The organism is Brevundimonas sp. TWP2-3-4b1, from assembly GCF_049897665.1.
GTDB classification, from domain to species: domain Bacteria; phylum Pseudomonadota; class Alphaproteobacteria; order Caulobacterales; family Caulobacteraceae; genus Brevundimonas; species Brevundimonas subvibrioides_B.
The window spans coordinates 91,117-116,644 of the sequence record NZ_JAFCWQ010000003.1 but is presented as its reverse complement, the minus strand read 5'-3'; the positions used below and the strand labels follow the sequence as shown (position 1 = coordinate 116,644).

Annotated in this window: 27 protein-coding genes; 17 read left to right on the top strand and 10 right to left on the bottom strand. The window is 67.5% G+C overall.

The window, feature by feature from the left end; translation table 11 throughout:
- Nucleotides 1–3: 3 nt before the first annotated feature.
- Both ACP7A5_RS04070 and ACP7A5_RS04065 read right to left on the bottom strand, forming a co-directional pair.
- The gene (locus ACP7A5_RS04070) at nucleotides 4–432 is read right to left on the bottom strand and encodes a DUF305 domain-containing protein (protein WP_426040709.1); all 429 of its coding nucleotides are present in this window, start codon (nucleotides 430–432) and stop codon (nucleotides 4–6) included.
- 59 nt (nucleotides 433–491) lie between these two features.
- Nucleotides 492–767, bottom strand: a complete 276-nt coding sequence (locus ACP7A5_RS04065) for a metal-sensitive transcriptional regulator (protein WP_426040708.1) — start codon at nucleotides 765–767, stop codon at nucleotides 492–494.
- Between the two features lie 101 nt (nucleotides 768–868).
- Here ACP7A5_RS04065 and ACP7A5_RS04060 point away from each other — a divergent pair, with 101 nt between their 5' ends.
- The 15 genes from ACP7A5_RS04060 to ACP7A5_RS03990 all read left to right on the top strand — a co-directional run bounded on the left by ACP7A5_RS04060 (nucleotide 869) and on the right by ACP7A5_RS03990 (nucleotide 16,713).
- Entirely contained in the window at nucleotides 869–3,223 is a 2,355-nt protein-coding gene (locus ACP7A5_RS04060) for a heavy metal translocating P-type ATPase (RefSeq protein WP_426040707.1), read from the top strand.
- A gap of 136 nt (nucleotides 3,224–3,359) precedes the next feature.
- The gene (locus ACP7A5_RS04055; RefSeq protein ID WP_426040706.1) at nucleotides 3,360–3,854 is read left to right on the top strand and encodes a DUF305 domain-containing protein; all 495 of its coding nucleotides are present in this window, start codon (nucleotides 3,360–3,362) and stop codon (nucleotides 3,852–3,854) included.
- A gap of 80 nt (nucleotides 3,855–3,934) precedes the next feature.
- On the top strand, nucleotides 3,935–4,297 hold the full coding sequence (gene copC / locus ACP7A5_RS04050; RefSeq protein WP_426040705.1) for a copper homeostasis periplasmic binding protein CopC: 363 nt from the start codon (nucleotides 3,935–3,937) through the stop codon (nucleotides 4,295–4,297).
- A 1-nt stretch (nucleotide 4,298) separates the two neighbouring features.
- Nucleotides 4,299–5,216, top strand: a complete 918-nt coding sequence (gene copD, locus ACP7A5_RS04045) for a copper homeostasis membrane protein CopD (RefSeq protein ID WP_426040704.1) — start codon at nucleotides 4,299–4,301, stop codon at nucleotides 5,214–5,216.
- A gap of 73 nt (nucleotides 5,217–5,289) precedes the next feature.
- Nucleotides 5,290–5,568 carry a hypothetical protein gene (locus ACP7A5_RS04040; protein ID WP_426040703.1) on the top strand — a complete coding sequence of 93 codons (279 nt, stop codon included), beginning with the start codon at nucleotides 5,290–5,292 and terminating at the stop codon, nucleotides 5,566–5,568.
- A complete protein-coding gene (locus ACP7A5_RS04035) occupies nucleotides 5,565–6,005 on the top strand; it encodes a Spy/CpxP family protein refolding chaperone (RefSeq protein WP_426040702.1) in 441 nt (146 codons plus the stop codon). The genes ACP7A5_RS04040 and ACP7A5_RS04035 overlap by 4 nt, the downstream gene beginning before the upstream one ends.
- Before the next feature lie 40 nt (nucleotides 6,006–6,045).
- Nucleotides 6,046–6,567 carry an RNA polymerase sigma factor gene (locus ACP7A5_RS04030; protein ID WP_426035079.1) on the top strand — a complete coding sequence of 174 codons (522 nt, stop codon included), beginning with the start codon at nucleotides 6,046–6,048 and terminating at the stop codon, nucleotides 6,565–6,567.
- A 130-nt stretch (nucleotides 6,568–6,697) separates the two neighbouring features.
- Entirely contained in the window at nucleotides 6,698–8,524 is a 1,827-nt protein-coding gene (locus ACP7A5_RS04025) for a copper resistance system multicopper oxidase (RefSeq protein WP_426040701.1), read from the top strand.
- A complete protein-coding gene (locus ACP7A5_RS04020; protein WP_426040700.1) occupies nucleotides 8,521–9,669 on the top strand; it encodes a copper resistance protein B in 1,149 nt (382 codons plus the stop codon). The genes ACP7A5_RS04025 and ACP7A5_RS04020 overlap by 4 nt, the downstream gene beginning before the upstream one ends.
- A 17-nt stretch (nucleotides 9,670–9,686) precedes the next feature.
- A complete protein-coding gene (locus tag ACP7A5_RS04015; protein ID WP_426040699.1) occupies nucleotides 9,687–10,073 on the top strand; it encodes a copper resistance CopC family protein in 387 nt (128 codons plus the stop codon).
- Between the two features lie 10 nt (nucleotides 10,074–10,083).
- Nucleotides 10,084–10,308, top strand: a complete 225-nt coding sequence (locus ACP7A5_RS04010; RefSeq protein ID WP_426040698.1) for an ammonium transporter family protein — start codon at nucleotides 10,084–10,086, stop codon at nucleotides 10,306–10,308.
- A gap of 164 nt (nucleotides 10,309–10,472) precedes the next feature.
- Nucleotides 10,473–10,892 carry a hypothetical protein gene (locus ACP7A5_RS04005; RefSeq protein ID WP_426040697.1) on the top strand — a complete coding sequence of 140 codons (420 nt, stop codon included), beginning with the start codon at nucleotides 10,473–10,475 and terminating at the stop codon, nucleotides 10,890–10,892.
- Nucleotides 10,893–10,940: 48 nt separating this feature from the next.
- Entirely contained in the window at nucleotides 10,941–12,260 is a 1,320-nt protein-coding gene (locus ACP7A5_RS04000; RefSeq protein ID WP_426040696.1) for a TolC family protein, read from the top strand.
- Nucleotides 12,257–13,516 carry an efflux RND transporter periplasmic adaptor subunit gene (locus ACP7A5_RS03995; RefSeq protein ID WP_426040695.1) on the top strand — a complete coding sequence of 420 codons (1,260 nt, stop codon included), beginning with the start codon at nucleotides 12,257–12,259 and terminating at the stop codon, nucleotides 13,514–13,516. The genes ACP7A5_RS04000 and ACP7A5_RS03995 overlap by 4 nt, the downstream gene beginning before the upstream one ends.
- 14 nt (nucleotides 13,517–13,530) lie before the next feature.
- Nucleotides 13,531–16,713, top strand: coding sequence for an efflux RND transporter permease subunit (locus ACP7A5_RS03990; RefSeq protein ID WP_426040694.1), 3,183 nt, complete (start codon nucleotides 13,531–13,533; stop codon nucleotides 16,711–16,713).
- 181 nt (nucleotides 16,714–16,894) lie between these two features.
- Here the strand turns inward: ACP7A5_RS03990 and guaA are convergent, their stop codons facing one another.
- The 6 genes from guaA to guaB are packed head-to-tail and all read right to left on the bottom strand — an operon-like array spanning nucleotide 16,895 to nucleotide 22,812.
- Nucleotides 16,895–18,457, bottom strand: coding sequence for a glutamine-hydrolyzing GMP synthase (gene guaA / locus ACP7A5_RS03985; protein ID WP_426040693.1), 1,563 nt, complete (start codon nucleotides 18,455–18,457; stop codon nucleotides 16,895–16,897).
- Nucleotides 18,454–19,125, bottom strand: coding sequence for a 5'-methylthioadenosine/S-adenosylhomocysteine nucleosidase (locus ACP7A5_RS03980; protein ID WP_426040692.1), 672 nt, complete (start codon nucleotides 19,123–19,125; stop codon nucleotides 18,454–18,456). The genes guaA and ACP7A5_RS03980 overlap by 4 nt, the downstream gene beginning before the upstream one ends.
- On the bottom strand, nucleotides 19,122–19,523 hold the full coding sequence (locus ACP7A5_RS03975) for a lysozyme inhibitor LprI family protein (protein WP_426040691.1): 402 nt from the start codon (nucleotides 19,521–19,523) through the stop codon (nucleotides 19,122–19,124). Before ACP7A5_RS03975 ends, ACP7A5_RS03980 begins: the two co-directional genes overlap by 4 nt.
- Nucleotides 19,523–20,941: an RsmB/NOP family class I SAM-dependent RNA methyltransferase gene (locus tag ACP7A5_RS03970; RefSeq protein ID WP_426040690.1), complete on the bottom strand. Its 1,419-nt coding sequence runs from the start codon at nucleotides 20,939–20,941 to the stop codon at nucleotides 19,523–19,525. The genes ACP7A5_RS03975 and ACP7A5_RS03970 overlap by 1 nt, the downstream gene beginning before the upstream one ends.
- A gap of 8 nt (nucleotides 20,942–20,949) precedes the next feature.
- On the bottom strand, nucleotides 20,950–21,351 hold the full coding sequence (locus ACP7A5_RS03965; RefSeq protein WP_426040689.1) for an MAPEG family protein: 402 nt from the start codon (nucleotides 21,349–21,351) through the stop codon (nucleotides 20,950–20,952).
- A 3-nt stretch (nucleotides 21,352–21,354) separates the two neighbouring features.
- Entirely contained in the window at nucleotides 21,355–22,812 is a 1,458-nt protein-coding gene (guaB, locus tag ACP7A5_RS03960) for an IMP dehydrogenase (RefSeq protein WP_426040688.1), read from the bottom strand.
- 144 nt (nucleotides 22,813–22,956) lie between these two features.
- On the opposite strand from guaB, the gene ACP7A5_RS03955 reads away from it, so the two are divergent.
- Nucleotides 22,957–23,487 (top strand): DUF2061 domain-containing protein, encoded by a 531-nt coding sequence (locus tag ACP7A5_RS03955; RefSeq protein ID WP_426040687.1) that lies wholly within the window; start codon nucleotides 22,957–22,959, stop codon nucleotides 23,485–23,487.
- Nucleotides 23,488–23,565: 78 nt separating this feature from the next.
- Here ACP7A5_RS03955 and ACP7A5_RS03950 read toward each other — a convergent pair whose 3' ends face one another.
- Nucleotides 23,566–24,294 carry an RlmE family RNA methyltransferase gene (locus ACP7A5_RS03950; protein WP_426035047.1) on the bottom strand — a complete coding sequence of 243 codons (729 nt, stop codon included), beginning with the start codon at nucleotides 24,292–24,294 and terminating at the stop codon, nucleotides 23,566–23,568.
- Nucleotides 24,295–24,364: 70 nt separating this feature from the next.
- Here ACP7A5_RS03950 and ACP7A5_RS03945 point away from each other — a divergent pair, with 70 nt between their 5' ends.
- On the top strand, nucleotides 24,365–24,814 hold the full coding sequence (locus ACP7A5_RS03945) for a peptidylprolyl isomerase (RefSeq protein WP_426040686.1): 450 nt from the start codon (nucleotides 24,365–24,367) through the stop codon (nucleotides 24,812–24,814).
- Between the two features lie 159 nt (nucleotides 24,815–24,973).
- On the opposite strand, the gene ACP7A5_RS03940 is transcribed toward ACP7A5_RS03945, so the two are convergent.
- The gene (locus ACP7A5_RS03940) at nucleotides 24,974–25,522 is read right to left on the bottom strand and encodes a hypothetical protein (RefSeq protein ID WP_426040685.1); all 549 of its coding nucleotides are present in this window, start codon (nucleotides 25,520–25,522) and stop codon (nucleotides 24,974–24,976) included.
- Nucleotides 25,523–25,528 lie beyond the last annotated feature (6 nt).

Below are 25,528 nucleotides of genomic sequence, written 5' to 3'. Positions count from 1 at the left end.
ACGTCAGCCAGTGGGGGCCGCAGCCGCCCCCTTCTGGGCCAGCCAGGCGTCGATCAGGGTGATTTCGCGCTCCTGCGCCGCGATCACCTCCTGGGCCAGGCTTGTCGCTTGGGCGTCCTTGCCCTGCGCAAGCTCCACGCGAGCCATCGAGACAGCGGCGACATGGTGGCCGCGCATCTGCTTCATGAAGTCGATGTCCGCATCTCCAGTGAACGCGGGCATCTCGTTCATCATCGTGTTCATCGAGGCTTTGTAGCCCTGGGTGGCGACGGAATCGCCGGGCGCGGCCGCAGACATGCCGGCGCCCATCTCTCCGTGGCCGCCTGCCATTGCGGCCGCCTCAGGCGAGGCGGCAGCGGGCTCTTCGGGTTGTTGCGGGAAACAGGCCGCCGACAGGGCGCAGGCGGCGAGGACGAGACTGATGCGTTTCATGACGGGGTCCTTGGGATCCCGACATTAGCGACCAGCCAGGCTCGTTTGTTCCGTCGGTCCTACCGTCCGGCCCGCGCCAGGAGTTCGATCAGTTCGGCAGCCTTGGCCTTTCGATCCTCGGGATCGTCGCCGGTCATGGCGCCCATCACGCAGTGATCGAGGTGATCCCGCAGCACTTCGGTCTCCACGCGATGAAGCGCGGCCCGGACCGCCTGCAACTGGGTCAACAGGTCCACGCAATACCGGTCGTCTTCGACCATGCGGGCGATTCCCCGCACCTGGCCTTCGATGCGGTTGAGCCTGTTGAGGACCTTGGGTTTGGTTTCAGTTTGCATGCGGCCTCCCCTCGTGAGCCTTCCATATACCCCATATGGGTATCTTGCGATATACCCCCCAAGGGTATATGTGAGCGCTTCGATCAGACGGAGAGAGCGATATGTCCACGCATCCCCACAGTCACACCGCAGCCCACACCTGCTGCGCGGCTACGACCTCGGACGGCTCTGCCACGGTCAAGGATCCGGTCTGTGGCATGACGGTCGATCCCGCGACGACGGCTCATCGCGCCGACCATAGTGGCAAGGACTATTTCTTCTGCTCGGCAGGGTGCCGGACCCGGTTCATCGCCGACCCGGACCGATACCTGACCCCCAGGGCGGAGGCCGCGCCCGTCGTTCCAGGCGTCATCTACACCTGCCCGATGCATCCGGAGATCCGGCAGGAGGGCCCGGGCTCCTGCCCGATCTGCGGCATGGCGCTCGAGCCGGTGACGGTCACCGCCGAAGCGCCGCCCAACCATGAACTGATCGACTTCACCCGCCGTTTCCGGGTCGGCCTGGTCCTGACCCTGCCGGTCTTCGCCCTGGAGATGGGCGGGCACCTGACCAACCTGCACATGCTGATCCCGGGCCAGATATCGAACTGGATCCAGTTCGCGCTGGCGACGCCCGTGGTCCTGTGGTGCGGCCTGCCCTTCTTCGAGCGCGGCTGGACGTCACTGCGCACCCGTCGGCTGAACATGTTCACCCTGATCTCGATGGGGGTGGGGGTCGCCTGGCTCTACAGCGTCGTGGCGGTCCTGGCTCCGACCCTGTTCCCGCCGGCCTTCCTCAAGCCCGACGGAAGCGCGCCGGTGTATTTCGAGGCGGCGGCGGTCATCACGGTGCTGGTCCTGATCGGGCAGATCCTGGAACTGCGGGCACGGGAGCAGACCTCCGGCGCCATCCGCGCCCTGCTGGACCTCGCGCCCAAGACCGCGCGACGGGTCCGGGCCGACGGCGTCGATGAAGACGTTTCGCTGGATCAGGTCGTGGTCGGGGATTCCCTCAGGGTACGTCCCGGAGAGAAGATCCCCGTCGACGGCCAGCTGCTGGAGGGCCGCGTCGCCGTCGATGAATCGATGGTGACCGGCGAGTCCATGCCGGTGACCAAGGAAGCCGGCGACCGCGTCGTCGCCGGTTCCCTGAACACGACCGGCTCCTTCATCATGCGCGCCGACAAGGTCGGGGCCGACACCCTGCTTTCGCAGATCGTCCAGATGGTGGCCCAGGCTCAGCGCAGCCGCGCGCCGATCCAGCGGCTGGCCGACACGGTCTCCGGCTGGTTCGTCCCGACGGTGATCGCGATCGCCATACTGGCCGCCGTCATCTGGGGCCTGATCGGTCCGGAGCCTCAACTGTCCTACGCCCTGATCGCGGCGGTTTCGGTCCTCATCATCGCCTGTCCCTGTGCGCTCGGCCTGGCGACCCCGATCTCGATCATGGTGGGGGTGGGCCGAGGGGCGCACGCCGGCGTACTGATCAAGAACGCCGAAGCGCTCGAACGCTTCGAGAAGGTCGACACCCTGGTTCTGGACAAGACCGGCACCCTGACTGAAGGCCGCCCGTCCGTGACGGCGATCCTGCCCGCCGAGGGCTTTGCCGAAGCGGACATCCTGCGTCTGTCAGCCAGCCTCGAGCGCGGCAGCGAGCATCCCTTGGCCGACGCGATCGTCCGGGCCGCCAAGGACCGGGATATCTCCCTTTCCGAGGCAGCGGACTTCGACAGCCCGGTCGGCCGCGGCGTGCGCGGGACGATCGAGGGTCGCCAGGTGGCCCTGGGCAACACCCGCTATCTCGGCGAACTCTCGATCGACGTCTCCGCCCTGGAGCCGCAGGCCGAGGCGCTCCGCCACGACGGCGCCACCGCCATCTTCGTGGCGGTCGATGGGAAGGCCGCTGGAGTCATCGGCATCGCCGACCGGATCAAGGCCACCACGCCGGATGCGATCCTCGCGCTGAAGGCAGCCGGCCTGCGGCTGGTCATGATGACAGGGGACAACCGGACGACGGCTGAAGCCGTGGCGCGACGCCTCGGAATCGACGAGGTCCAGGCCGAAGTCCTGCCGCAGAACAAGGCGTCTGTGGTTCAGCAGCTTCGCGCCGAAGGCCGGATCGTCGCCATGGCGGGGGATGGCGTCAACGACGCCCCGGCCCTCGCCGCCGCCGATGTGGGCGTCGCCATGGGGGCGGGCTCGGACGTCGCGATCGAGAGCGCCGGCGTGACCCTGCTGGGCGGCGACCTGCAAGGCATCGTCCGGGCCAGGCATCTGTCGAAGGCGGTGATGGGCAATATCCGCCAAAACCTCGTCTTCGCGTTCGGCTATAATGCGCTCGGCATCCCGGTGGCGGCCGGCCTGCTCTACCCTGTGTTCGGCTGGCTGCTGTCGCCCGCCCTGGCGGCGCTGGCCATGGCGCTCTCCTCGGCCAGCGTCATCGGCAACGCGTTGAGGCTGCGCGCGGTGAAACTCTAGGCGCGGCTTCAACTCCTGCAGCGCCGGGGAACTGGCGGCGCAGGGCCGGATTGAACCGCAGCGACCGCCGACGTCTTCGTGCGTTTCAAGGCCAACGGGCGGTGTTGGCTGACATTTGTGCAGAAGGACACGGACGATGTCGCATCAACATTCGAGCCACGACGAGCACGGCCGCGCGGGCGGTATGGGCCCCTACCGAAGCCTTTACCTCGAGTTGGCGATAGATTTCGTCATCATGTACCTGGTCATGTTCACGATGATCGCCACGCTCGGTCACTTCTACCTCAACCTGAACAACGTCTACATGACCTTGATGATGGTCGCGCCGATGGCGGTCCTGATGCTTGTCTTCATGCGGTCCATGTATCCGTCCCGGAAGACGAACCTGATCATCGGAGCGGTCGCGACCGTGATCTTCGTCGGCAGCTTCATCGGCATGCGAACCCAGGCGTTGGTAGGCGACGACGAGTTCCTGCGGTCGATGATCCCGCATCATTCCGGAGCCGTGCTGATGTGCGAACAGGCGTCGCTCACCGATCCGGAGATCATCGCCCTGTGCGACGGCATCGTGCGGGGCCAGCAGGAGGAGATCGCCCAGATGCAGGCGCTGCTCGAAAAACGCCGCGACTGAACGGAAGAGGCTGCGGCGAGGGAAAGCGGCGTCCGCCGCGTATTTCTGAGACATCATCTGGATGTCAGTGGAGTCACGACATGCGTTTCAATCGTTTCGTTCCCGCCTTTGCCGTCGCCGCAGTCGTGGTCATGGCCGCCGGTGCGGTCAGCGCTCATGCGCGCCTGGTCAGTTCGACGCCCGCGGCCAACACGACCGTGGCCGCGCCCCGCTCCATCGCCCTCACCATCAGCGAGCGGATGGTCCCGGCCTTCTCGACGTTCGAAGTCGTGACGACCGCCGGCGCCAAGGCCGCCGTCAGCACGGCTGTGAGCGAAGACGGCCGATCGATTACTGGCGCGCTCGCCCGACCGCTCGCCGCCGGAGGCTATACGGTCAACTGGACCATCGCCTCGAACGACGGCCACCGCATGACCGGTTCCTACGCCTTCACCGTTCGCTGACGTGATCGAGGCCGCGGTCATTGTCCTTCGAGCGGTCCAGTACGCCGCAGCCGCCCTGCTGTTCGGTCTGCCCGCCTTCCTGATCTACAGCGCGGCGGCGACCAGGCCCCTCGCCTTGGCCTGGCCGCGGCCCGCCCTGTTCTGGGCGGCCGTGGCGCTCGCTCTGGCGGCTCCGGCGGCCCTCGTCGCCCAGACCGCGATGATGGCGGGATCTTTGAGCGAAGCGATCAAGCCCGGTTCGCTGGTCATGATGGTCACCGGAATGGGTCTCGGCATGGCGCTGGCGGTACGATCCGCCCTTGCGCTTCTGGCCGTGGCGGCGATCGCGATGATCAGACCCGGGCCCCGGCTATGGTGGAGCAGCGCCTCGCTTGGCCTTGTCGTCTCGGCGAGCTTCGCCTGGACCGGTCACGGCGCGGCCACGGAGGGTTCCGGACACGCGCTTCATCTGGCGTCGGACATTCTGCACGCCGTTGCGGCGTCGGTTTGGGTCGGGGCTCTGGCCGCCTTTGCCGCCCTGGTGGTGTGGCGCCCAAGGGAGCCATCGGTTCACGATCGAGCTCTGGCGCGTGCATTGGTCGGCTTCGCGAGTGTCGGCACCTTCGCTGTGGCGGTTCTCGTGCTGACAGGGCTGGTGAACAGCGCCTTCCTGGTGGGGTGGAGCGGGATCTGGACGCTGATCGATACCGCCTACGGGCGCTGGTTGATTCTCAAGATCGTCCTGTTCGGCCTCATGCTGAGCCTGGCGGCCGCCAATCGCTTTCGGCTGACGCCCGCCTTCGAGGCTGTCGGCTCGGACACGACTGCCGTGTTCGGTCATCTAAGGCGAAGCCTTGTCGTGGAATTCGCGCTCTCTGTGGCCGTTCTGATGGTCGTCGCCGTGATGGGCACGCTCGCCCCGCCGGCTTCATTGCCTTGACGGCGCGAGACCTCAACCGAGGGATTTGGCTGTACCAAGCGTATGGGATTACGGGGGCCGACAGAGGTGGAACATGACTGAGGACATCGATCGCCTGATTGCAAACGCCCGGCCGGCGAGCCCGGCCAAGCTTTCCGGGCTGGAATCCGATGTGTGGCGCCGCATCGAGAACCGGGTCGGCGAGCGGCGGATGGGCCAGGTCCGCCTCGCCGCCATGGGCATGGCGCTCGTCGTGGGCCTCGCCAACGGCGGCCTGTTCGCCCTGTCCGCGCAGGCCGAGCCCTCGGAGATGCAGGTGTTCAGCGTGTCGGGGGGCCTGTCCCCGATCGCAATCCTGGGAGCCGGCGAATGACGGCGAGCTGGCGATCCATCGCGATCACGGCGGCGCTCGCCGCCCTCGCCAGCGGCGCCGGGACCTGGGCCAGCACGGCCTGGCTGATGAAGCGGCACGAGCGGCCCAATCTGCACAGCATCGTCCATCATCAGCTGGATCTGACGGCGGACCAGGAAGCCCGTCTCGAGGCGATCGAGGCCCGTTTCGCCTCGCGGCGGGGCGCGCTTGAAGGGGAAGTCCGGACGGCCAATCGCGAGTTGGCGGACGCGATCGCGGCCAGCGAGGGCGACAGTCCGCAGGTCCAGGCCGCGGTTGATCATTTCCATGTCGCCATGGGCGATCTCCAGAAGGCCACCATCGCCCATGTGTTCGAGATGCGGTCGGTCCTGACGCCCGAGCAGGCCCAGGCGTTCGACCGTCAGGTCGTCGGAGCCCTCCTGCAAGACGCAGGGTAGACGCCGGGTGGGTTCGGGGGCTCCACTCGAGGCACGGGCGGTGACCGGCGACCGGGCCGCCTTCAGCGCGCTGATGACCGCGACCAAGGGCGACCTGCATCGCTTCGTGCGCCGGTATGTCGGCGACGACGACGAGGCCTACGACCTCGTCCAGGAAACCTACACCTCCGCCTGGCTCGCCATTCGCCGGTATGACCCCAGCCGCAGCTTCCCCACCTGGCTCCGCTCGATCGCCGTCAACAAATGCCGCGACTGGGGCCGCAAGCGGACGGTGCGCCGGGTGGTCCGCGGCGTCATGGGGCTGGACGCGCCGGAGGCCCTCGCCGTCGGGGACGGGACCGCGTCCCCCGAAGAGCGTCTGGACCAGGGACAGCGTCGGGCGGCCCTGGACCGGGCCATAACCGCCCTGCCGGACGCCCTGAAGGCGCCGCTCCTTCTGACCGCCCTCGAAGGCCGCTCTCACGCCGAGGTCGCGCGCATCGTCGGGGCCACGCCCAAGGCGGTTGAGACCCGCGTCGCCAGGGCCCGGGCCCGGCTGGCCGAGGCACTTCGGGGACTCTGATCGTCACCACCGTCTGAGACGGTTCGTCGCAAGGGGACGGGCGTGTTCACGCGTATTGACAATTAGGACGTCCGGTCTCCCGCGCCTTGGAAGACGCCGTCGATAGAGTCTGAGCGAGGACCCAACTGTCATGTCGAGTATGCGACTGGATCGCCGCAGCCTTCTCCGCAGCGCTGCGGCCGGAGGCGGCTTGCTGGGTCTGCAAGGCCTGATGCCGGCCTGGGCCCAAACGGGGTCAGCGGGCCTGCGGTCCGATCTGCCCTCGCTCGTCGGGCCCAATATCGACCTCACGGTCGGACATTCGCCCTTCTCGGTCGGCGGCCGAACGGGGCACGCCGTGACGGTCAACGGCCTGCTGCCGGCGCCGCTGCTGCGCCTCCGCGAAGGTCAGAACGCCCGTCTCTCTGTGACCAACACCCTGGACGAGGACACCTCGATCCACTGGCACGGCCTGCTGCTGCCGTTCCAGATGGATGGCGTGCCGGGCATCAGCTTCCCGGGCATCCGGCCGCGCGAGACCTTCGTCTACGAGTTCCCGGTGCGTCAGCACGGCACCTACTGGTACCACAGCCACTCCGGGCTTCAGGAGGCGATGGGGCACTATGGGCCGATCGTCATCGACCCGGCCGGCGCCGATCCGGTCGCCTACGATCGCGAGCATGTCCTGGTCCTGTCGGACTGGAGCTTCCTGCATCCGCACGAGATCCTGGCGAAACTGAAGAAGAGCCCCGGCTACTTCAATCGCCAGCGCACGACCCTGTCCGGCCTGCTGTCAGGCGCGGACGGCATGAGCCTCGAAGAGCGGCGCATGTGGGGCCAGATGCGGATGGACCCGCGCGACATCTCCGACGTGAACGGCACGACCTACACCTTCCTGGTCAATGGTCATGGCCCGGACGAAAACTGGACCGGCCTGTTCCGTCCGGGCGAGCGCGTCCGCCTGCGCATCATCAACGCCTCGGCGATGTCGATCTTCAATGTGCGGATCCCCGGCCTGCCCATGACCGTCGTCCAGGCGGACGGGGTGGACGTGAGGCCAGTCGAGGTCGACGAGTTCCAGATCTCCGTGGCCGAAACCTATGACGTCATCGTCCGGCCGACCGAGGACCGCGCCTACACCATCGTGTCCGAGGCCATCGATCGTTCCGGCATGGGCCGCGCCACGCTCGCGCCCCGCCTCGGCATGACGGCCGAGGTTCCGCCACTCCGTGAGGCTCCGACCCTGACCATGCGCGACATGGGGATGGGCGGGATGGACCACGGCGGCATGGACGGGATGGATCATGGAGCCATGGCCGGGATGGACCACGGGGCCATGTCCGGAATGGACCACGCCGCCATGGCCCAGGCGCCGGCCGCCGCGCCGCCCTCTGACATGGCGGACATGGGCGCGATGAACATGCGCGATCCCGACAACGCGCCGCCTGACATGGCGGTGGGCGTCGGCGTCGACATGATCGCCATGGCCCCCGCCAACCGGCTCGGCGACCGACCGCTTGGACTGGAGACCGTCGATCATCGGGTACTGGTCTACACCGATCTGGTTTCGCTCCAGCCCAACAGCGATCGCCGTCCGCCCTCCCGAACCATGGAAATCCATCTGACGGGCAATATGGAACGGTTCATGTGGGGCCTGGACGGCCGCAAGTTCAGCGAACTGGTCGAGCCGATCCGGTTCGAACGGAATGAACGGGTCCGCGTCACCCTGGTCAACGACACCATGATGGGTCACCCCATCCACCTGCACGGCCACTTCTTCGAACTCGTGACGGGCGGGCCCGCGGGATACCAGCCCCTCAAGCACACGGTGAACGTCGCTCCGGGATCGAAGGTCACCTTCGACCTGACCGCCGACGCGCCCGGCGACTGGGCTTTCCACTGCCACATGCTGATGCACATGCATGCAGGCATGTTCAACGTCGTGACGGTGCGACCCATGGACGGAGCGGCGTCATGAAGCGTCTCGCTCTCGCTCTTGCGCCGCTGATCCTCGGTGCCAGCGCCTTCAACGCCCAGGCCCAGGACCCGCACGCGGGCCACGCCATGCCTGCCCCCGCACGACCCGCGCCCGTTCCGGCCCCCAGTCCCCAGACGCCGGCTCGCCCTGTGGCTCAGGATCCGCACGCGGGTCATGTCATGCCGCCCGCGCCGACGCCGACGCCGACCGCAGCCGATCCGCATGCGGGCCACGACATGTCGACGATGGCGCCGGTGCAGCCTGATCCGCACGCGGGCCACGACATGTCCATCATACAACCCGCCCCGGCGGACCCTCATGCCGGACACGACATGTCGACGATGAGCATGGGCCCCCCGGATGTTCCGACCAGCGCGGACGATTCCGGCCGACCTCCAGAGACGCCCATCCCGGCCGCCGCCCTGGGCGGCCCGACACACGCCGCCGATCTGGTCTTCGGCGTGGAGGCGATGGCCCCATCACGCCGGACCTTGATCGCCGAGAACGGCGACATGCACACCACGGCTGTCATCATCGATCGCCTCGAAGCAGGCTTCGGCGATGGCGGCGACACCTACCTTTGGGATGTCCAGGGATGGAGCGGCGGGGACATCAATCGCTTCTGGTGGAAGTCAGAGGGGGAAGGCGACTTCGACGGCAATCTGGAGGAAGCCGAACTCCAGGCCCTCTACAGCCGGGCCATCACGCCCTTCTGGGATGTGCAGGCCGGCGTGCGCCAGGACTTCCGCCCCGACGGGGAGGACACCACCCATCTGGTTCTGGGTCTACAGGGGCTGGCACCCCATTGGTTCGAGGTCGACGCGGCCGCTTTCCTGTCCACGGAGGGCGACCTGACCGCCCGTGTCGAGGCCGAATATGATCAGCGGATCACCCAACGGCTGATCCTTCAGCCACGCTTCGAAATCGACGCCTCGGCCAGCGATATTCCGGGGCTGGAGATCGGCTCTGGCCTGTCCTCGGTCGAGGCCGGCCTGAGGCTGCGCTACGAATTCCGCAAGGAGTTCGCCCCCTACGTCGGCGTCGAGTGGAGCCGTTCGTTTGGCGACACCGCCGACTACATCGAAGCCCGAGGCGGCGAAGCTGAACACACCCGTTTCGTCGTCGGCCTCAAGGCCTGGTTCTAGTCAAAGGAGACCACCCCATGATCCGCACTCTCGTTCTCACTGCCGCCCTGGCGTTCGCCGGCGCGGCCGCCGCCCAGGACCCGCACGCTGGACACCACCCCGCACCGCAGGCCCAGGCTCCGGCCGCCTCCGGGATCGTCACCACGCCCGCCGATGGCGCGATGATCTCAGGCTCGCCCGAACGGTTCAGCGCGACCTTCCCGCACCCCATGATCCTGAAGACCGTGACCCTGACTGCCAATGGACAGGAGCCGGTTGTCGTGACTGCGCCCGCCGCGCCGGCCGCCGCAACCGTAGGTGTGGCCTTGCCGCGTCTCGCCCCGGGAACCTATGTTGCTGCCTGGACCGCCGAAGGTCCGGACGGCCACAAGATGTCCGGCTCTTCCAGCTTCATGGTTCACTAGGAGAACGACGATGAAAGTTTCCAACCTGTTGGCCGCCGCTGCCGCGATTCTGACGCTGAGCGCCGGTGCGGCCCTGGCCGCCGAAGCCTGCGACTGCTGCAAGGGCATGGCCGCGGACGCCGTCATGCCCTGCTGCGACAAGATGAAGACCGACCCCGCACCGACCGAGTCGGCACCGCCCGCCCCGGTTCCGTCGGACACGCCGGCGCCCCAGGGTCACGCCGACCACAACTGATCGAACCGATCGGGACCGCCTGGGCCGAAGGCGCAAACGGGCTGGACGTCAGCCTTGCGCCGGCGCCCATGAAACGGCGTCTTCATCAACGGGCGACGGCTGTGACGACCCGCGCGTTGCGTCGTCGCCCGATTCCCCCTAGTGGCGAAGATCGGGGATCTCTGTTGTCGCAATCGTTCCGCCTCCTCTGCGTCTGCCTCGGCGTGGCCATCCTGGTCGCGCTGCAGGCGCATGGCGTGATCGACACCCGGCATCGCCTTGAACACGCCCTGCAGTTCCCGGGCGTATCCTATGCCGAGGCCGCCACGATCGACCACGATCACGAGCATGATCAGACCGAGCCTGCACACACTGAAGATGCCTCGGCGTTCGACGTCGCCGACAGGCCCGGCGGAGATAGTCCGATCAACCATCACCATCATGGCGGTGGAGATGTGCATGTCGCCCTGGCGACCCCGGCCCACCAGACAGAGGCCGTCATCATGGCGTCCGCCCGTCTGGGTCCGGCGTCAGGCCTGAGGCCGCCCGGAATCCGTGGTGACGGTCCTTCTCACCCTCCAAAACAGCAGCGCCTGATCGCCTGATCCTGCGCGACCGCCCGGTCGCGCGCGCCCTGTTTTTGGAGACAACCCTTGAGACATCCCATGTCCGGCGCGGCCGGATCGTGGACGCGAGTGGCGGCCGTTTCGGCCCTCGCGCTCACCCTTGCGGCGGCCTTGCCGCGCACCGAGGCTTTCGCGCAAGCGACGCCTGACTCCCTTGCCGGTGCGTCCGTGCGGTCGCTTGCTCTTGAAGAGGCGCTCCGTCGCGCCGCCGCCGCCGATCCCGCAAGGGCCGGCCTCGAGGCCCGCTCCCGCGCGGCGGAGGCCGGCGTCCGTCAGGCGGATGTTCGCCCCAACCCGACGCTCGGCTTGATGGTCGAGAACCTGCCGACCCTCGGCAGCGGCGACATCCTCGGCCGCACCGAGACGACGTTGAGCTACGAACAGCAGATCGAGCGAGGCGGGGACCGACCGGCCCGGGTCAATCTGGCGCGGGGCGAAGGCGCGTTGGTCCTCGCCACTGCCCGTGTCCGTCAACTCGACCGGCTCGAAACCGTGCAACGCGCCTGGACCGAGGTGCTGACTTCCGAGGCCCAACTGGAAATCGCCCGCGAACGGCTGGTCCTCGCGGAACGGTTCCAGAGCGAGGTGCAGCGCCGGGTCGACGCCGCCCGTGATCCGCTGTTCGCGGGCGCGAGGGCTGAGGCCGAACTGGCGCAGGCGCAGATCGATTTCGACCAGGCCGAGATCTCGATGCGGATCGCCCGGATCAGCCTGGCCAAGTTCTGGGACGGCGCCGGCGACTTCGAGGTCGGCCCGGCCGCTTTCGAAGACACCAGCGCTTCTCGGGTAGCGGCCGGCGAGGCCGCCCAGGCCGACTTCGACGTCTTCCTGGCCCAGCGCGGGATCGCCGACGCCCGTGTGCGGGTCGAGCAAGCCCGGGCCATTCCGGATCCGACCTTGAGCGTGGGCGTGAGGCACATCTGGGACAATGATCTGTCCCTGGTGTTCGGCGGCTCAATTCCGCTGCAGCGCCATGACCGGAACCAGGGCGCCATCGATCGCGCCCGCGCCGAGGGCACGGCCTACCAGGCCGATCTCGAGGCCTTCCGGATCGACCGCGAACGCGAGATCGCCCGCCTGCAGGTGCAACTCCTTGCCCGGGCCCATGAGGCGCGCCGCATCGCCGAGGAAATCCTGCCGCAGGCCGAACGCGCGGTATCGCTCGTCCAGGAAGGGTTCGCCCGGGGCGGCTTCACCTACAACGACGTCATGGCCGCGCACGTGGCCCTGCTCGAAACCCGGGCGCGCCGAGTGGCTGTGCTCGAACAATTTCACACCGACCGCGCCCGCCTTGACCGGCTGACAGGCGCGCACGCCGACCTGCTCGGCCTGGAGATCCAGCCATGACGCCTCCCTTCGTTTCGCGGCGCCTGATCGCCGTGTCCCTGATGGTGCTCGCCGCCGGCGTCTCGGCCTGCGGCCAGGGCGCGCCCGCCGGGAAGGCCGAAGGCGAGACCGCCGCCGCCGACTATGAGCGCGGTCCCCACCGTGGCCGGATGCTGCGCGACGGCGACTTCGCTCTGGAGATCACGATCTTCGAGGAAGGGCCGGAGCCCCTGTTCCGGCTCTATCCCTATCTGAAGGACAGGCCTGTGGACCCGCGTCAGGTCCAGGCGACCATCGCCCTGACCCGGCTTGGGCCGAAGGTCGATCGGTTCACATTCACCGCGACCGAGGACTACCTCGCCAGCCCCGGTGTGGTCTCCGAGCCGCACTCCTTCGACGTGGCGGTTGCGGCGACGCAGAACGGCAAGCGATCGACCTGGGCCTACCAGTCCTACGAGGGTCGCACCGTCATCTCAGCCGACGCCGCCCGCGCCGGGGGCGTCACGACCCAACGTGCCGGTTCGGCGGTGCTGGGTGAGTCTCTGCCACTCAGTGGTCGTGTGGAGATCACCCCCGAGGGCCAGAGCGACGTGTTCGCCCGCTATCCGGGTCGGGTCATGGCGATGAATGTCGAACTGGGTCAGCGCGTCTCGCGCGGTCAGGTTCTGGCGCGTGTCGAGTCGAGCGAAAGCCTTCAGACCTATTCCGTCACCGCGCCCATCTCGGGGGTCATCATGGCCAAGAACGTCAACGCCGGGGCCATCACAGGCGCGGGCGGGGAGCCCATGCTGGTGATCGGCGATCCGTCGCGTCTGCACGCCGAGTTTGCTCTCTATCCGCGCGACGCCGAGCGCGTGCGCACAGGCCAGCGCGTCGAGGTCACCAGCCTGGCGGGCGATCACCGCTTCAACGGCGTTATCGAAACCATCCTGCCCGGCTCTGATCCGATGAGCCAGACGCTGATCGCCCATGTCGATCTGGCCTATCAGGGCGGTGTCTGGCGGCCTGGGCTCGGGGTGCAGGGCACGGTTCAGGTCGGTCAGGGAGAGGTGCCCCTGGCGGTCCAGACCAGGGCGCTGCAGCCCTTCCGCGACTTCACCGTCGTCTACGCCAAGGTCGGCAACACCTACGAGGTGCGGATGCTCGATCTGGGTCGAAGGACCGACGAGTGGACGGAGGTGCTCGGCGGGCTCGAACCCGGAACCGAATACGTCGTGGACGGAGCCTTCCTCATTCGCGCGGACATCGAGAAGTCCGGCGCGAGCCATGATCACTAGGGGGCGCGGGAACCATGCTTGAACGCCTCATCGCCCTGTCGATCCGCTTTCGATGGGGGGTCATGGGGCTGGTCCTCGTGGCCTGCGCCATCGGTGTCTGGAGTTTCCAGCGTCTGCCGATTGACGCCACTCCGGACATCACCAACGTCCAGATCCAGATCAACACCGAGGCCCCCGGCTATTCGCCGCTCGAGGCCGAACAGCGCATCACCTTCCCGGTCGAAACGGCCGTGGCGGGCGTGCCGGGCCTGCAATACACCCGCTCGGTCTCCCGCTACGGGCTGAGCCAGGTCACGGTCATCTTCGACGACGGCACCGACATCTATTTCGCGCGCCAGCTGGTGAACGAGCGCCTGCAAAGCGCGCTCGGTCAACTCCCGCCGGGCGTCACCCCTGAACTCGGCCCCATCGCCACCGGCCTCGGGGAAATCTTCATGTATACGGTCGAGGCCGAGCCGGGCGCGCGTCGCCCCGACGGCCAGCCCTGGACGACCGAGGACCTGCGTACCCTCCAGGACTGGGTCATCCGGCCCCAGCTTCGCAACACCCGCGGCGTGACCGAAGTCAACACCGTCGGCGGCTACGAGCGCCAGTATCACGTCACGCCCGATCCCCAGCGGCTTGCGGCCTATGGCGTGACCATGGCCGAGGTGGTCGAGGCGTTGGACAACAACAATGCCAATGTCGGGGCGGGCTATGTCGAGCGCTTCGGCGAGCAGTATCTGATCCGCGTCCCGGGGCAGGCCTCGACGACCGAAGACCTTGGGAACATCGTCATCGCCACGCGCGGCGGGCTTCCGATCCGGGTCCTGGACGTCGCCGACGTCGGCATGGGGCAGGAACTGCGCACGGGTGCCGCGACCGAGAACGGCAAGGAGACGGTTCTCGCAACCGTCCTGATGCTGGCCGGCGAGAACAGCCGCATCGTCGCCCAGGCCGCCGCCGCCAGCCTGGAGGAAGCATCCAAAGCCTTGCCGGCAGGGGTGGTCGCCACTCCTGTCTACGACCGCACCGAACTGGTCGAACGCGCGATCCACACCGTCGAGAAGAACCTTGTCGAAGGCGCCCTGCTGGTCATCGTCGTGCTGTTTCTGCTGCTCGGCAATATCCGTGCGGCCCTGATCACCGCGGCGGTCATTCCGATCACGATGCTGATGACCATCACGGGCATGGTTCGTACCGGGACGTCGGGCAATCTGATGAGCCTGGGCGCCCTCGACTTCGGCCTGATCGTCGATGGCGCCGTCATCATCGTCGAGAATTGCCTGCGCCGTTACGGCGAGGCCCAGCATCGCCTCGGCCGCATCCTGACCCGGGAGGAGCGGTTCGACCTGGCTGCCAGCGCCTCCAGCGAGGTGATCCGACCGTCGCTGTTCGGGGTGATGATCATCACCCTGGTCTATGTGCCGATCTTCGCCCTGTCGGGAGTAGAGGGCAAAACCTTCCACCCCATGGCGATCACCGTCGTCATTGCCCTGACGGCGGCGCTCCTGCTGTCGCTCACGTTCGTGCCGGCGGCCGTCGCCATGTTCGTCACGGGCAAGGTCGAGGAGAAGGACAGCTTCCTGATGCGCTGGGCGCGGGTCGGCTACCAGCCGGCGCTCGACTTCGCGCTGAAGGCCCGCACCCTGATGATCGGTATCGCTGTGGTCCTGGTGCTGCTCGCCGGGTTCGGGGCGTCGCGGATGGGCTCGGAGTTCGTGCCCAATCTCGACGAGGGCGACATCGCCATGCACGCCCTGCGCATCCCCGGCACCAGCCTGACGCAGGCCGTGCAGATGCAGACGGCCCTGGAAGCCCGCATCGCCCGCTTCCCCGAGGTCGAGCGGGTCGTGGCCAAGATCGGCACCGCCGAGGTCGCCACCGACCCCGTGCCTCCCTCGGTCGCCGACACCTTCATCATGCTGAAGGACCGCAAGGACTGGCCAAACCCTCGCAAGTCTCGCGGCGATGTGGTCGCCGAGATGGAAGACGCCGTAAACGAGATTCCCGGCAGCAAATACGAGTTCACACAGCCGATCCAGATGCGGTTCAACGAACTTCTGAGCGGTGTGCGGGCCGATGTCGCCATCAAGGTCTATGGCGACGACCTGGATGAACTCCTGCGGCTCGGGGGCGAGATCGAGACCATCGTGGCCTCGGTCGCCGGGGCCGCCGATCCCCAGACCGAACAGATCACCGGCCTGCCCGTGCTTCAGATCACGCCCAACCGGCCCGCCATGGCGCGTCTGGGACTGAGCATCAACGACGTCCAGTCGGTGATCTCGACCTCGATGGGCGGCACCACCGCCGGACAGATCTTCGAGGGCGACCGCCGCTTCGACGTCGTCGTCCGTCTGCCCGAACGTCTGCGCGCCGACACCGACGCCATCGGTCGTCTCCAGATCCCGCTCCCGGCGGGCGAGGGACAGCCGCGGCAGTTCGTGCCCCTGAATGAGGTCGCGACCATCGAACTGACCTCGGGACCGAACCAGATCAGTCGCGAAAACGGCAAACGCCGCATCGTAATTACGGCAAACGTCCGCGACCGCGATCTGGGCTCGTTCGTCGGGGAGGTCCAGGATCGGGTCGAGGCCGAGGTCACGCTCCCCTCCGGCTATTGGGTCACCTATGGCGGCACATTCGAGCAGCTCATCTCGGCCGCCAAACGGCTCCAGCTGGTCGTGCCTGCGGTCCTGCTGCTGATCTTCGGCCTGCTGTTCGCCCTGTTCCGGTCGGTAAAGGACTCGGCCATCGTCTTCTCCGGCGTTCCTCTGGCGCTGACCGGGGGCGTGGCGGCCCTGATGATGCGCGGCCTGCCGCTGTCGATTTCGGCGGGCGTCGGCTTCATCGCCCTGTCCGGGGTCGCGGTTCTCAACGGCGTCGTGATGGTGACCTTCATCCGCAGCCTGATCGCCGAGGGCAAGCCGCTCGAAGAGGCCATCCGGGAGGGGGCGTTGACCCGTCTTCGCCCGGTGTTGATGACCGCCCTCGTCGCCAGTCTGGGTTTCGTTCCCATGGCCCTGAACGTCGGGGCCGGCGCCGAGGTTCAGCGCCCTCTGGCCACGGTCGTCATCGGCGGGATCCTCTCCTCGACGATTCTCACCCTGCTGGTTCTTCCAGCCCTCTACAGCCTCGTCCACGGCCGCCCGCCTCGTCCGGAGGGCACGCCGCGCCGCGGGTTTCCCCGCCTTCCCTTCAATCGGAGGAGCCAATGACAGCCGTGAGCCCTCGCTGGACGGCTCGGCTGAGGCAATGGACCCAAGACCGTTCGGCAGACCGACAGGCGGGTTGGCTACCCCTCGAAAGTTACCGAGAGGCAGAAACATATTTATGTTTTAGATCAGTAATTTCGAGGCAAATTCGGAGGTGGCGTCGAAAGGCCCCGGAAGCCCTGAATCATTCCCACTCGATCGTGCCGGGGGGCTTGGAGGTCACGTCGTAGACGACGCGGTTCACACCCCGCACTTCGTTGACGATCCGCGTCGCGCACTTGCCCAGCACGTCCCAGGGGAATTCGAAGAAGTCGGCGGTCATGCCGTCGGTGGACGAGACCGCACGCAGGGCCAGGACTTTTTCGTAGGTGCGAGCGTCGCCCATGACGCCGACGGTCTTGACCGGCAGCAGGACAGCGAAGGCCTGCCAGATCTTGTCGTAGAGGCCGGCCTTGCGGATCTCGTCCAGATAGATGGCGTCGGCCTGTTGCAGGGTCGCGACGGCCTCGGGCGTGATCTCGCCGGGAATGCGGATAGCCAGGCCCGGTCCCGGGAACGGGTGACGGCCGACGAAGGCATCGGTCAGACCCAGTTCGCGGCCGAGGGCGCGGACCTCGTCTTTGAACAGTTCGCGCAGGGGCTCGACCAGCTTCAGCTTCATGAAGTCCGGCAGACCGCCGACGTTGTGGTGGCTCTTGATGACATGGGCCTTGCCGCTGGACGACGAGACGCTCTCGATCACATCCGGATAGAGGGTGCCCTGGGCGAGGAATTCGGCGCCCTCGATCTTGTGGGCCTCGCGGTCGAAGATCTCGATGAAGACCCGGCCGATGGTCTTGCGCTTGGTTTCGGGATCCGACTGACCGGCCAGGGCGCCAAGAAATTCCTTCGATGCATCAACGTGGATCAGCGGGATGTTGTAGTGCTCCCGGAACAGCGTCGTGACCTGGGTCGCCTCGTCCTTGCGCAGCAGCCCAGTGTCCACGAAGACGCAGGTCAGCTGGTCGCCGATCGCCTCGTGGATCAGGACGGCGGCGACCGAGCTGTCGACCCCGCCCGACAGGCCGCAGACGACCTTGGCCGAGCCGACCTGCTCGCGGATCTGGGCGATCTTCTCGTCGCGATAGGCGGCCATGGTCCAGTCGCCCTTCAGCCCGGCGATGCCATGGGTGAAGTTCTTCAGGATCGTCGCGCCGCGCGGGGTGTGCATGACCTCGGGATGGAACTGGACGCCGTAGAAGCGACGGGTCTCGTCGGCGATCACGGCATAGGGTGAACCGGGCGAGGTGGCGACGACGTCGAAGCCTTGGGGAATGGCGACGATCTTGTCTCCGTGGCTCATCCAGACCGTCTCGTCCTCGCCCACGGGGGCGAGACCGGCCAGCAGGGGCGAGGCCTTGGCGACGGTGATCCCGGCGCGTCCAAACTCGCGGTGATGGCCGCCCTCGACCTTGCCGCCCAGCTGCTCGCACATGGTCATCTCGCCGTAGCAGATGCCCAGCACGGGCACGCCGGCCTCGAACACGGCCTGGGGCGCGCGCGGGCTGCCCTCCTCGTGGACGCTCTCGGGACCACCGGACAGGATGATGGCCGCCGGGCTCATGGCGGCCAGGGCGGCCTCCGCCTTGGCGTAGGGATGGATCTCGCAATAGACGCTGGCCTCGCGCAGGCGGCGCGCGATCAGCTGCGTCACCTGGCTGCCGAAATCGACGATCAGGACTTTCTGGTGATCGGCGGCGGCAGTCATGGCGTCTCCTCGGGAAGGGGGGCGGTCAGGCGTTCGAATTCGGCTTTCAGCAGGTCCAGCGCCTCGGCCAGCCCTTCGTCGATCACCGACAGGGTATCGGTCCAGTCGGACAGGCCGGTCAGGTCGGCCTTGCCGTCCGAAATGCCGCGCAGGCCCATGACCGGCACGTCGAACTTCGCAGCGGCGCGGACGACGGCATAGGTCTCCATATCGACCATGTCGGCATCAATGTCGTTATAGGCCTCGCCGGTGACGACGCTGCCGCCGGTCGCGAGGCGAGCATAGGGCTGACCCGCCGGTCCGCTGGCCAGGGTCAGGACGGCGGGTTCGTCGAGGAAGGGGGTGACGCCCTTGGGGAAGCCGATCGCCGAGGCGTCCATGTCGCGATAGGCGACCTCGTCCACCCAGTAGACACGGCCGTGTTGCAGCGTCTGTGACCCCGCCGAACCGAGCGAGAGGATCAGGTCAGGCAACCGCCCTTCCCGCTCCAGCATCGCCAGGGCGATCGTGGTCTCGACCGCCGCCTCGACCGGTCCGACGCCGGTGATCAGGGGCCGGATCCGCGCCTTCAACGCCGGGCCGTACTCGGCCTGGGCCGCTATGACGCACAGGGCTGTCAGCGGGCCGAAAGCCGACAGCTCCCAGGGCGTGGTCTCCTCAGCGCTCAACCAGCGACCCTCGCTTCGAGCCACAGGGTGCGTTCGACGGTCTTGCGCAGGACGCACTGGGCCATGTTCACGCGGGCGATAGAACCCTCGCCCGCTTCGGCGGCGCAGTCGCTGTCGCGCGTGGACAGCCAGGCCCGCTGCGAGCGGCGGAAGCCGGCGGCGGCCGTCGTGCTCGATTGCGCCATCAGCGTCCGGTAGACGCGGTTCAGATCGGCGTCGCGACCGACCAGTTCGTCCGTGTTGCACTTGACCATCTCGACCGTGGTCTCGGCGACGTTGAGGCAGCGGTCGTAGCGGGCCGACAGCCGGGCATCGATCTCGTCATCGCTCTGGGCGAGGGCGGGCGCGGCGCACAGGCCAACGACGGCGAGACCGAGCAGCAAGGGCGATTTCAGCATCAGGCGGTCCGTTCGTAGATCGCGGCGAAGAAGCCGTCGGTGTCAGCCGTGGCCGGGGAAAGACGCAGGCGATGTCCAGCGCCGGCCAGTTCGGCCAGCTTGTTGCGGCCGGCGTCGGTGATGCCCGACGACGACAGGCCTTCGGTGATCGCGACCGGCGCGAACGAGGGATGATCCTCTTCAAAGTGGTCCAGCGTGGCCTCGTTCTCGACCCGCAGCATGGAGCAGGTGACATAGACCAGACGTCCGCCGGGCTTCACCAGCTTGGCCGCGCGGGCCAGGATGGCCATCTGCAGCGAGTGCATCCGGTCGACTTCCTCGGGCTTCAGACGCCAGGCGTCCTCGGGCCGACGACGCCAGGTGCCGGAGCCGGTGCAAGGCGCGTCGACGAACACGACATCGGCCATGCCGACGATATCCTCGACCCTGCCTCCATTGGGACCGAGGTGGATCAGCTCCGCCTCGACGCCCGCGCGCGCCAGCCGGGGCCGGATGTTGTCGAGCCGCTTCTGAACCACGTCGCAAGCGATCAGCCGGCCCTCGGCCCTGGCGATGGTCGCAGGTTTGGGCTTCGCTTTGGGCGCTTCGACCCAGCCGGTCGGGGTCCAGATGCGTTCAGGCTCGGGAGGCGCGGCCTCGACGCGGGAGGCGCCGACGGCCAGCCCCTGCATCGCCAGACCCAGGGTCTTGCCCCCGCCCCCGGCGCAATAGTCGACGACGGTCATGCCGGGCTCGACGCCGGCCAGCCAGCAGGTGATCTGGCTGCCCTCGTCCTGAATCTCGATCCGGCCCTGCTTGAAGGCTTCCAGCGCCTGGACGTTGGGCGGCGGCTCGGCCGAGAGGCGCAGGCCCCAGGCCGACCAGGGCGTGCGTTCCGGGGACAGGCCCGCCTCGCGGAGCTCGGCGATGACCTCGTCGACCGTGGCCTTGGCGGCGTTGACGCGCAGGTCGATCGGGGCGCGTGGCACCATCAGCCCGGCGGCCTCCTCGGCCCAGCGGTCGCCGAAGGTGTTCTTGAAGTCCTCGACCACGAACTCGGGCAGGCCGGCGAGCGCCCAGGCGGGCGCCCCGTCGTCGGTCAGGCTGATGCGGCTGCGTTCCTGTTTCGACAGCGGCTTGGGACCATAGCCGTCGCCGGAGTGCAGGGCCTCGATCTCCTCGACCGACAGACCGTCGATCAGGCTCAGCGCCCCGATGACCAGGGCGCGCCCGTCCTCGCGCCCGCCCATGGCCCAGACCAGACGGCCGCGCGCGCGTGTGACCTTGTAGACCTGGTCGGCGATAGCCCGACGGTCCTTGGAGCCGGCGTAGCGGTTCTCGGTCCCCCAGGTCTTCAGGACGGCCTCGGCCGGGGCCTTGCCCGCGCTGATGCGGTCGATGATGGCGGCGGCGGCGGCGAGGCGAGCGGCTGGGGTCACTTAAACTTTCAGATAAACAGGGCGGCGACGATCATCAGAAGACCGGCGAGCGATGCGAGGAAGGCGAGGCTGCGAACGCCCGTCACGCCGAAGGCGTACAACGGGACATAGACGACGCGGGCCCAGAAATAGAGCGTAGCGCCCCAGTACGTCAGAAATCCGTCCTCACCCGCGACATGGGCGATCAGGACGGCGCCGAGGAACAGCGGCAGGGTTTCGTACAGATTGGCCTGCGCCCGCTCCAGCCGGCCGGTGATGACGTTGGACGGTGGAACGTCCGCGTCGCGCGGCCCGGCGTTCCACTTGGGCCCATGCTGCAGCGTCCGGCCGGTGGCGGGCAGAAAGATCTGCACCACTGCCAGCAGGATGGCCAGGGCCGCATAGGTCAGTTCGGGAGTCATGTTAAACATTGGCTACCCCTGCCGATAGTTCGGCGCCTCGCGCGTGATCATCACGTCGTGGACATGGCTTTCGCGCAGGCCCGCGCCGGTGATGCGCACGAACCGCGCCTTCTCCTGGAAGTCCGCGATGGTGGCGGCGCCCACATAACCCATGGCGGCGCGCAGCCCCCCGACCATCTGGTGCAGGACCGGCGCGATCGGACCCTTGTACGGAGTCTGGCCCTCGATGCCCTCGGGCACCAGCTTCTGGGTGTCCTCGACTTCCTTCTGGAAGTAGCGGTCGGCCGAGCCGGCCCCCATGGCCCCCACCGAGCCCATGCCGCGGTACGACTTGTAGCTGCGGCCCTGGTACAGGAAGACCTCGCCCGGGCTCTCGTCGGTGCCCGCGAACATCGAGCCCATCATGGCGACAGAGGCGCCGGCCGCGATGGCCTTGGCCAGGTCGCCCGAGTATTTGATCCCGCCGTCGGCGATGACCGGTGCGCCGGAATCCTTCGCCGCCCGGACCGCGTCGATGATGGCCGTCAGCTGAGGCACGCCGACACCGGCGACGATGCGGGTCGTGCAGATGCTGCCCGGACCGATGCCGACCTTGACCGCATCGGCGCCCGCGTCGATCAACGCGCGGGCCGCATCGTAGGTGGCGATGTTGCCGGCGATGATCTGCAACCGGTTGTTCTCGCGCTTGATGCGCTCGACAACCCGCGCCACCTGGGCCGAGTGTCCGTGGGCGGTGTCGATGACCACCACGTCACAACCCGCATCGGCCAGGGCCATGGCCCGTTCATAGCCTGCGTCCCCGACGGTCGAGGCCGCGCCGACCAGCAGCCGCCCCTGTTCGTCCTTGGCCGCGTGCGGGTGGGCCTGGGCCTTCTCGATGTCCTTCATCGTGATCAGGCCAGTGGCGCGATAGTCCTCGTCGACGACGATGACCCGCTCGATCTTGCGGTCGCGCAGCAGTTGCCGCGCCTCTTCCTTGCTGGCGCCTTCGCGCACCGTGACCAGGTCGCCCGTGGTCATGAGCTGGGCGGCGGTACGGGCCGGATCAGTGTCGAACCGCATGTCGCGGTTGGTCAGGATTCCGACCAGTTTGCCGGTCGCATCCACGACCGGGAAGCCGCTGATCTTGCGGGCCGCCACGATCTGGCGAACCTCGCCCAGCGTCGTCTCGGGGCGGATCGTCACCGGGTTGATGACCATGCCGCTCTCGAACCGCTTCACCTCGCGGACCTGATCGGCCTGCTGCTGCACGGTCATGTTACGGTGGAGGATGCCCAGACCGCCGGCCTGGGCCAGGGCGATGGCCAGCCGGCTTTCGGTGACCGTGTCCATGGCGGACGAGGTCAGCGGGATGTTCAGCCTGATGTCGCGGGTGAGCCGGGTCGAGACGTCCGCGTCGGCGGGCATGATCTCTGACGGACCGGGTTCAAGCAAAACATCGTCGAAGGTGAGCCCTTCGCGAATCTCCATGGGAGTCTCCGTTTTGCGGGCCGCCTATCCTCTCTCGCGGGTGCGAAGTCAACCATGACGACCTGCATCCGGCCATTCGTCACATTCGTAACTTTTTTCAGCCGAGCTTGAAACTTTCAGCCAGAGCTAACATTTAGGGACCTGATGGTCGTCAATCTCGCCAGATCCGTACGGAGCCTCGCGCTCAAGATCGCCTCCTATGGCGTGATGCACCTCGTCGTCGCCATGCTGGTGGCCTTCGCCATCACCCGCGACTGGCGCATGGCTCTGGCCATCGGCGTGGTCGAACCCTTCTTCCAGACCATCGCCTATTCCTTCCACGATCGGGTCTGGCACCGGATCGAGCGCCGCCGCATGGGCAGCAATATGGAAGAGACGGCCGAGGCCTTTACCGCCCGCCTCGACGTCATGAACGCCGAGGAACAGTCCCGCGCCCACGGCCATCACGGCCACAGCCACGCCCTGCCCTCGTTCAGGAAGATCGCGGTCAAGACCGTAACCTATGGCGTGATGCATTTCGTGGTCGCGGTGACGGTGGCCTTCGCCATCACGCAGAACTGGCGCATCGCCCTGACGGTCGGGGTTATCGAGCCCCTGGTCCAGATGGCCTTCTTCGCCGTACACGACCGCATCTGGGCTGTCCGCGAAGCCCGCCGGGCGCTCCAGGCCGCCTGATCAGGCCAACCGGTCGCAACCCGCGACGTGCAGATGGCCGCCTGTCCGGCGAACGCCGCGCGGGGACCCCGGCCTCGCTCACTTCTTGTTCAACGCCACCAGATAGACCTCCGACGAGCCCTTCCGGCTGGCGGCGGGCTTGACGTATTTCACGTCCTGGAAGTTGGCGCGCAGGTCGGCCAGAACGTGGCCGGCGTCCCCGCCCTGGAAGTTCTTCGTCACGAAAGACCCGCCGGGCCTCAGTGTCCGGATGGCGAATTCCGAGGCGATCTCGATCAGGGCGATGATCTTCAGGTGGTCCGTCTGGCGATGCCCGACCGTGTTGTGCGCCATGTCCGACAGCACCAGATCGGGCGGACCGCCAAGGGCTTCGAGCAGCTGCCGGTCCACGCCGGGTTCGGTGAAATCGGCCTGGATCAGGATCGATCCGGGGATCGGCTCGATCGGCAGCAGATCGACGCCGACCACCGATGCCGCGCCGCGATTGACGCAGACCTGGATCCAGCCGCCCGGCGCTGCGCCCAGATCGATGACCCGGGAGCCCTTCTTGACCAGCCGGAAGCGGTCGTCGATCTCGCTGAACTTGAACGCCGCCCGGCTGCGCCAGCCTTCGGCGCGCGCCTTTTCGGACCAGGGATCGGCCAGCTGACGCTTGATCCACTCGATGGACGAGATCGACTTCTTCTCGGCAGTCTTGATCTTGCCGCCCATGCCGCGGCCGGCGGCCGTACCGCCGGTGGGCGGACGGACCATGCGGCGGCGCGCAGGCTCGACAGGCGGAGATGTGGGCTTTTCGTCGTCACTCATCGCTCCCACATAGCGCCCACGGCCCTCAGCGGCTATGACCCCCGCCAATCATCCGAAAATGGAGCGCCACATGGCCGACCAGACCCTGACCCTGACCCTCGACACCGGTGACGTCGTCATCAAGCTGCGCCCCGACCTGGCGCCCGGCCACGTGACCCGCATAACCGAGCTGGCGAGCGAAGGTTTCTACGACGGCGTCGTCTTCCACCGCGTGATCCCGGGCTTCATGGCCCAGGGCGGCGACCCGACCGGCACCGGCACCTCGGGCTCCAAAAAGCCCAACCTGAAGGCCGAGTTCTCGAAAGAGCCGCACGTGCGCGGCGTTTGCTCGATGGCCCGCACGAACCAGCCGGACACCGCCAACAGCCAGTTCTTCATCGTCTTCGACGACGCCGGCTTCCTGGACGGCCAGTATACGGTCTGGGGGCAGGTCATCGAGGGCATGGAACACGTCGACGCCCTGCCCAAGGGCGAGCCGCCCCGCGCGCCCGGCAAGATCGTCAAGGCGACGGTCAGCTAAGGACTTGTTCCTCTCCTCCCCATTCGCCGCTTGGCGAATGGGGAGGGGGACCGCGAAGCGGTGGAGGGGTTCTTGCGGTACGCAGAACCCCTCCGTCAGCTCGCAAGGGCTCGCTGCCACCTCCCCATCGCTAAGCGACAGGGAGGAGACCACAATCCGTCAATCGCCGCCGTACCAATGCAGCTTCACGCCCGAGAAGCTCTGGTCGCCAATCCGGAGTGTCGCCGTGATCGACGGCTCTTCCGCCCCGCCCAGATTGCGGCGTGCGGTCGCGAGCGTCCCGGCGTTCAACTGGCCGTCGAAGGTGACGCGGTCGCCATTCGCGCTCGTCCCCGTCATGCGGATGCGGCCATCGCTGACCGAATAGCTGTCGGGCAGAACCCGCTCGGTCGTCTCGCCGGGCGCCCGGAACTCCACCATCACCGGGGCGAAGGTCGCCGACCGCTTGCCCTCCTCCCAGTCGGTGAAGGCCTGCGCCTGGCCGATGAACAGATGAATCAGCGCAAAATCGCCCGGCCCGACCTGGGCCTCGCCGACCTGATAGTAGCCGGACAGGTCCTCGGTCTGGCTGTGTGCGAAGGCGCCGCCGCGGGCAGGCGCGGTCGCCGGTGCGGCGCCGCCCGAACCCGCCGGCTTCGACGGCGCATTGACCAGGTCGCAGCCGGCCAGCGTCAGGCCCACGGCGGTCAGCAGGACAATCGTGCGCATGGCGGC

Coding starts and splice junctions, on each gene's coding strand:
- ACP7A5_RS04070 (WP_426040709.1), bottom strand. CDS start 432: ATGAAACGCATCAGTCTCGTCCTCGCCGCCTGCGCCCTGTCGGCGGCC.
- ACP7A5_RS04065 (WP_426040708.1), bottom strand. CDS start 767: ATGCAAACTGAAACCAAACCCAAGGTCCTCAACAGGCTCAACCGCATC.
- ACP7A5_RS04060 (WP_426040707.1), top strand. CDS start 869: ATGTCCACGCATCCCCACAGTCACACCGCAGCCCACACCTGCTGCGCG.
- ACP7A5_RS04055 (WP_426040706.1), top strand. CDS start 3,360: ATGTCGCATCAACATTCGAGCCACGACGAGCACGGCCGCGCGGGCGGT.
- copC (WP_426040705.1), top strand. CDS start 3,935: ATGCGTTTCAATCGTTTCGTTCCCGCCTTTGCCGTCGCCGCAGTCGTG.
- ACP7A5_RS04040 (WP_426040703.1), top strand. CDS start 5,290: ATGACTGAGGACATCGATCGCCTGATTGCAAACGCCCGGCCGGCGAGC.
- ACP7A5_RS04035 (WP_426040702.1), top strand. CDS start 5,565: ATGACGGCGAGCTGGCGATCCATCGCGATCACGGCGGCGCTCGCCGCC.
- ACP7A5_RS04025 (WP_426040701.1), top strand. CDS start 6,698: ATGTCGAGTATGCGACTGGATCGCCGCAGCCTTCTCCGCAGCGCTGCG.
- ACP7A5_RS04020 (WP_426040700.1), top strand. CDS start 8,521: ATGAAGCGTCTCGCTCTCGCTCTTGCGCCGCTGATCCTCGGTGCCAGC.
- ACP7A5_RS04015 (WP_426040699.1), top strand. CDS start 9,687: ATGATCCGCACTCTCGTTCTCACTGCCGCCCTGGCGTTCGCCGGCGCG.
- ACP7A5_RS04010 (WP_426040698.1), top strand. CDS start 10,084: ATGAAAGTTTCCAACCTGTTGGCCGCCGCTGCCGCGATTCTGACGCTG.
- ACP7A5_RS03995 (WP_426040695.1), top strand. CDS start 12,257: ATGACGCCTCCCTTCGTTTCGCGGCGCCTGATCGCCGTGTCCCTGATG.
- ACP7A5_RS03990 (WP_426040694.1), top strand. CDS start 13,531: ATGCTTGAACGCCTCATCGCCCTGTCGATCCGCTTTCGATGGGGGGTC.
- guaA (WP_426040693.1), bottom strand. CDS start 18,457: ATGACTGCCGCCGCCGATCACCAGAAAGTCCTGATCGTCGATTTCGGC.
- ACP7A5_RS03975 (WP_426040691.1), bottom strand. CDS start 19,523: ATGCTGAAATCGCCCTTGCTGCTCGGTCTCGCCGTCGTTGGCCTGTGC.
- ACP7A5_RS03965 (WP_426040689.1), bottom strand. CDS start 21,351: ATGTTTAACATGACTCCCGAACTGACCTATGCGGCCCTGGCCATCCTG.
- guaB (WP_426040688.1), bottom strand. CDS start 22,812: ATGGAGATTCGCGAAGGGCTCACCTTCGACGATGTTTTGCTTGAACCC.
- ACP7A5_RS03955 (WP_426040687.1), top strand. CDS start 22,957: ATGGTCGTCAATCTCGCCAGATCCGTACGGAGCCTCGCGCTCAAGATC.
- ACP7A5_RS03950 (WP_426035047.1), bottom strand. CDS start 24,294: ATGAGTGACGACGAAAAGCCCACATCTCCGCCTGTCGAGCCTGCGCGC.
- ACP7A5_RS03945 (WP_426040686.1), top strand. CDS start 24,365: ATGGCCGACCAGACCCTGACCCTGACCCTCGACACCGGTGACGTCGTC.
- ACP7A5_RS03940 (WP_426040685.1), bottom strand. CDS start 25,522: ATGCGCACGATTGTCCTGCTGACCGCCGTGGGCCTGACGCTGGCCGGC.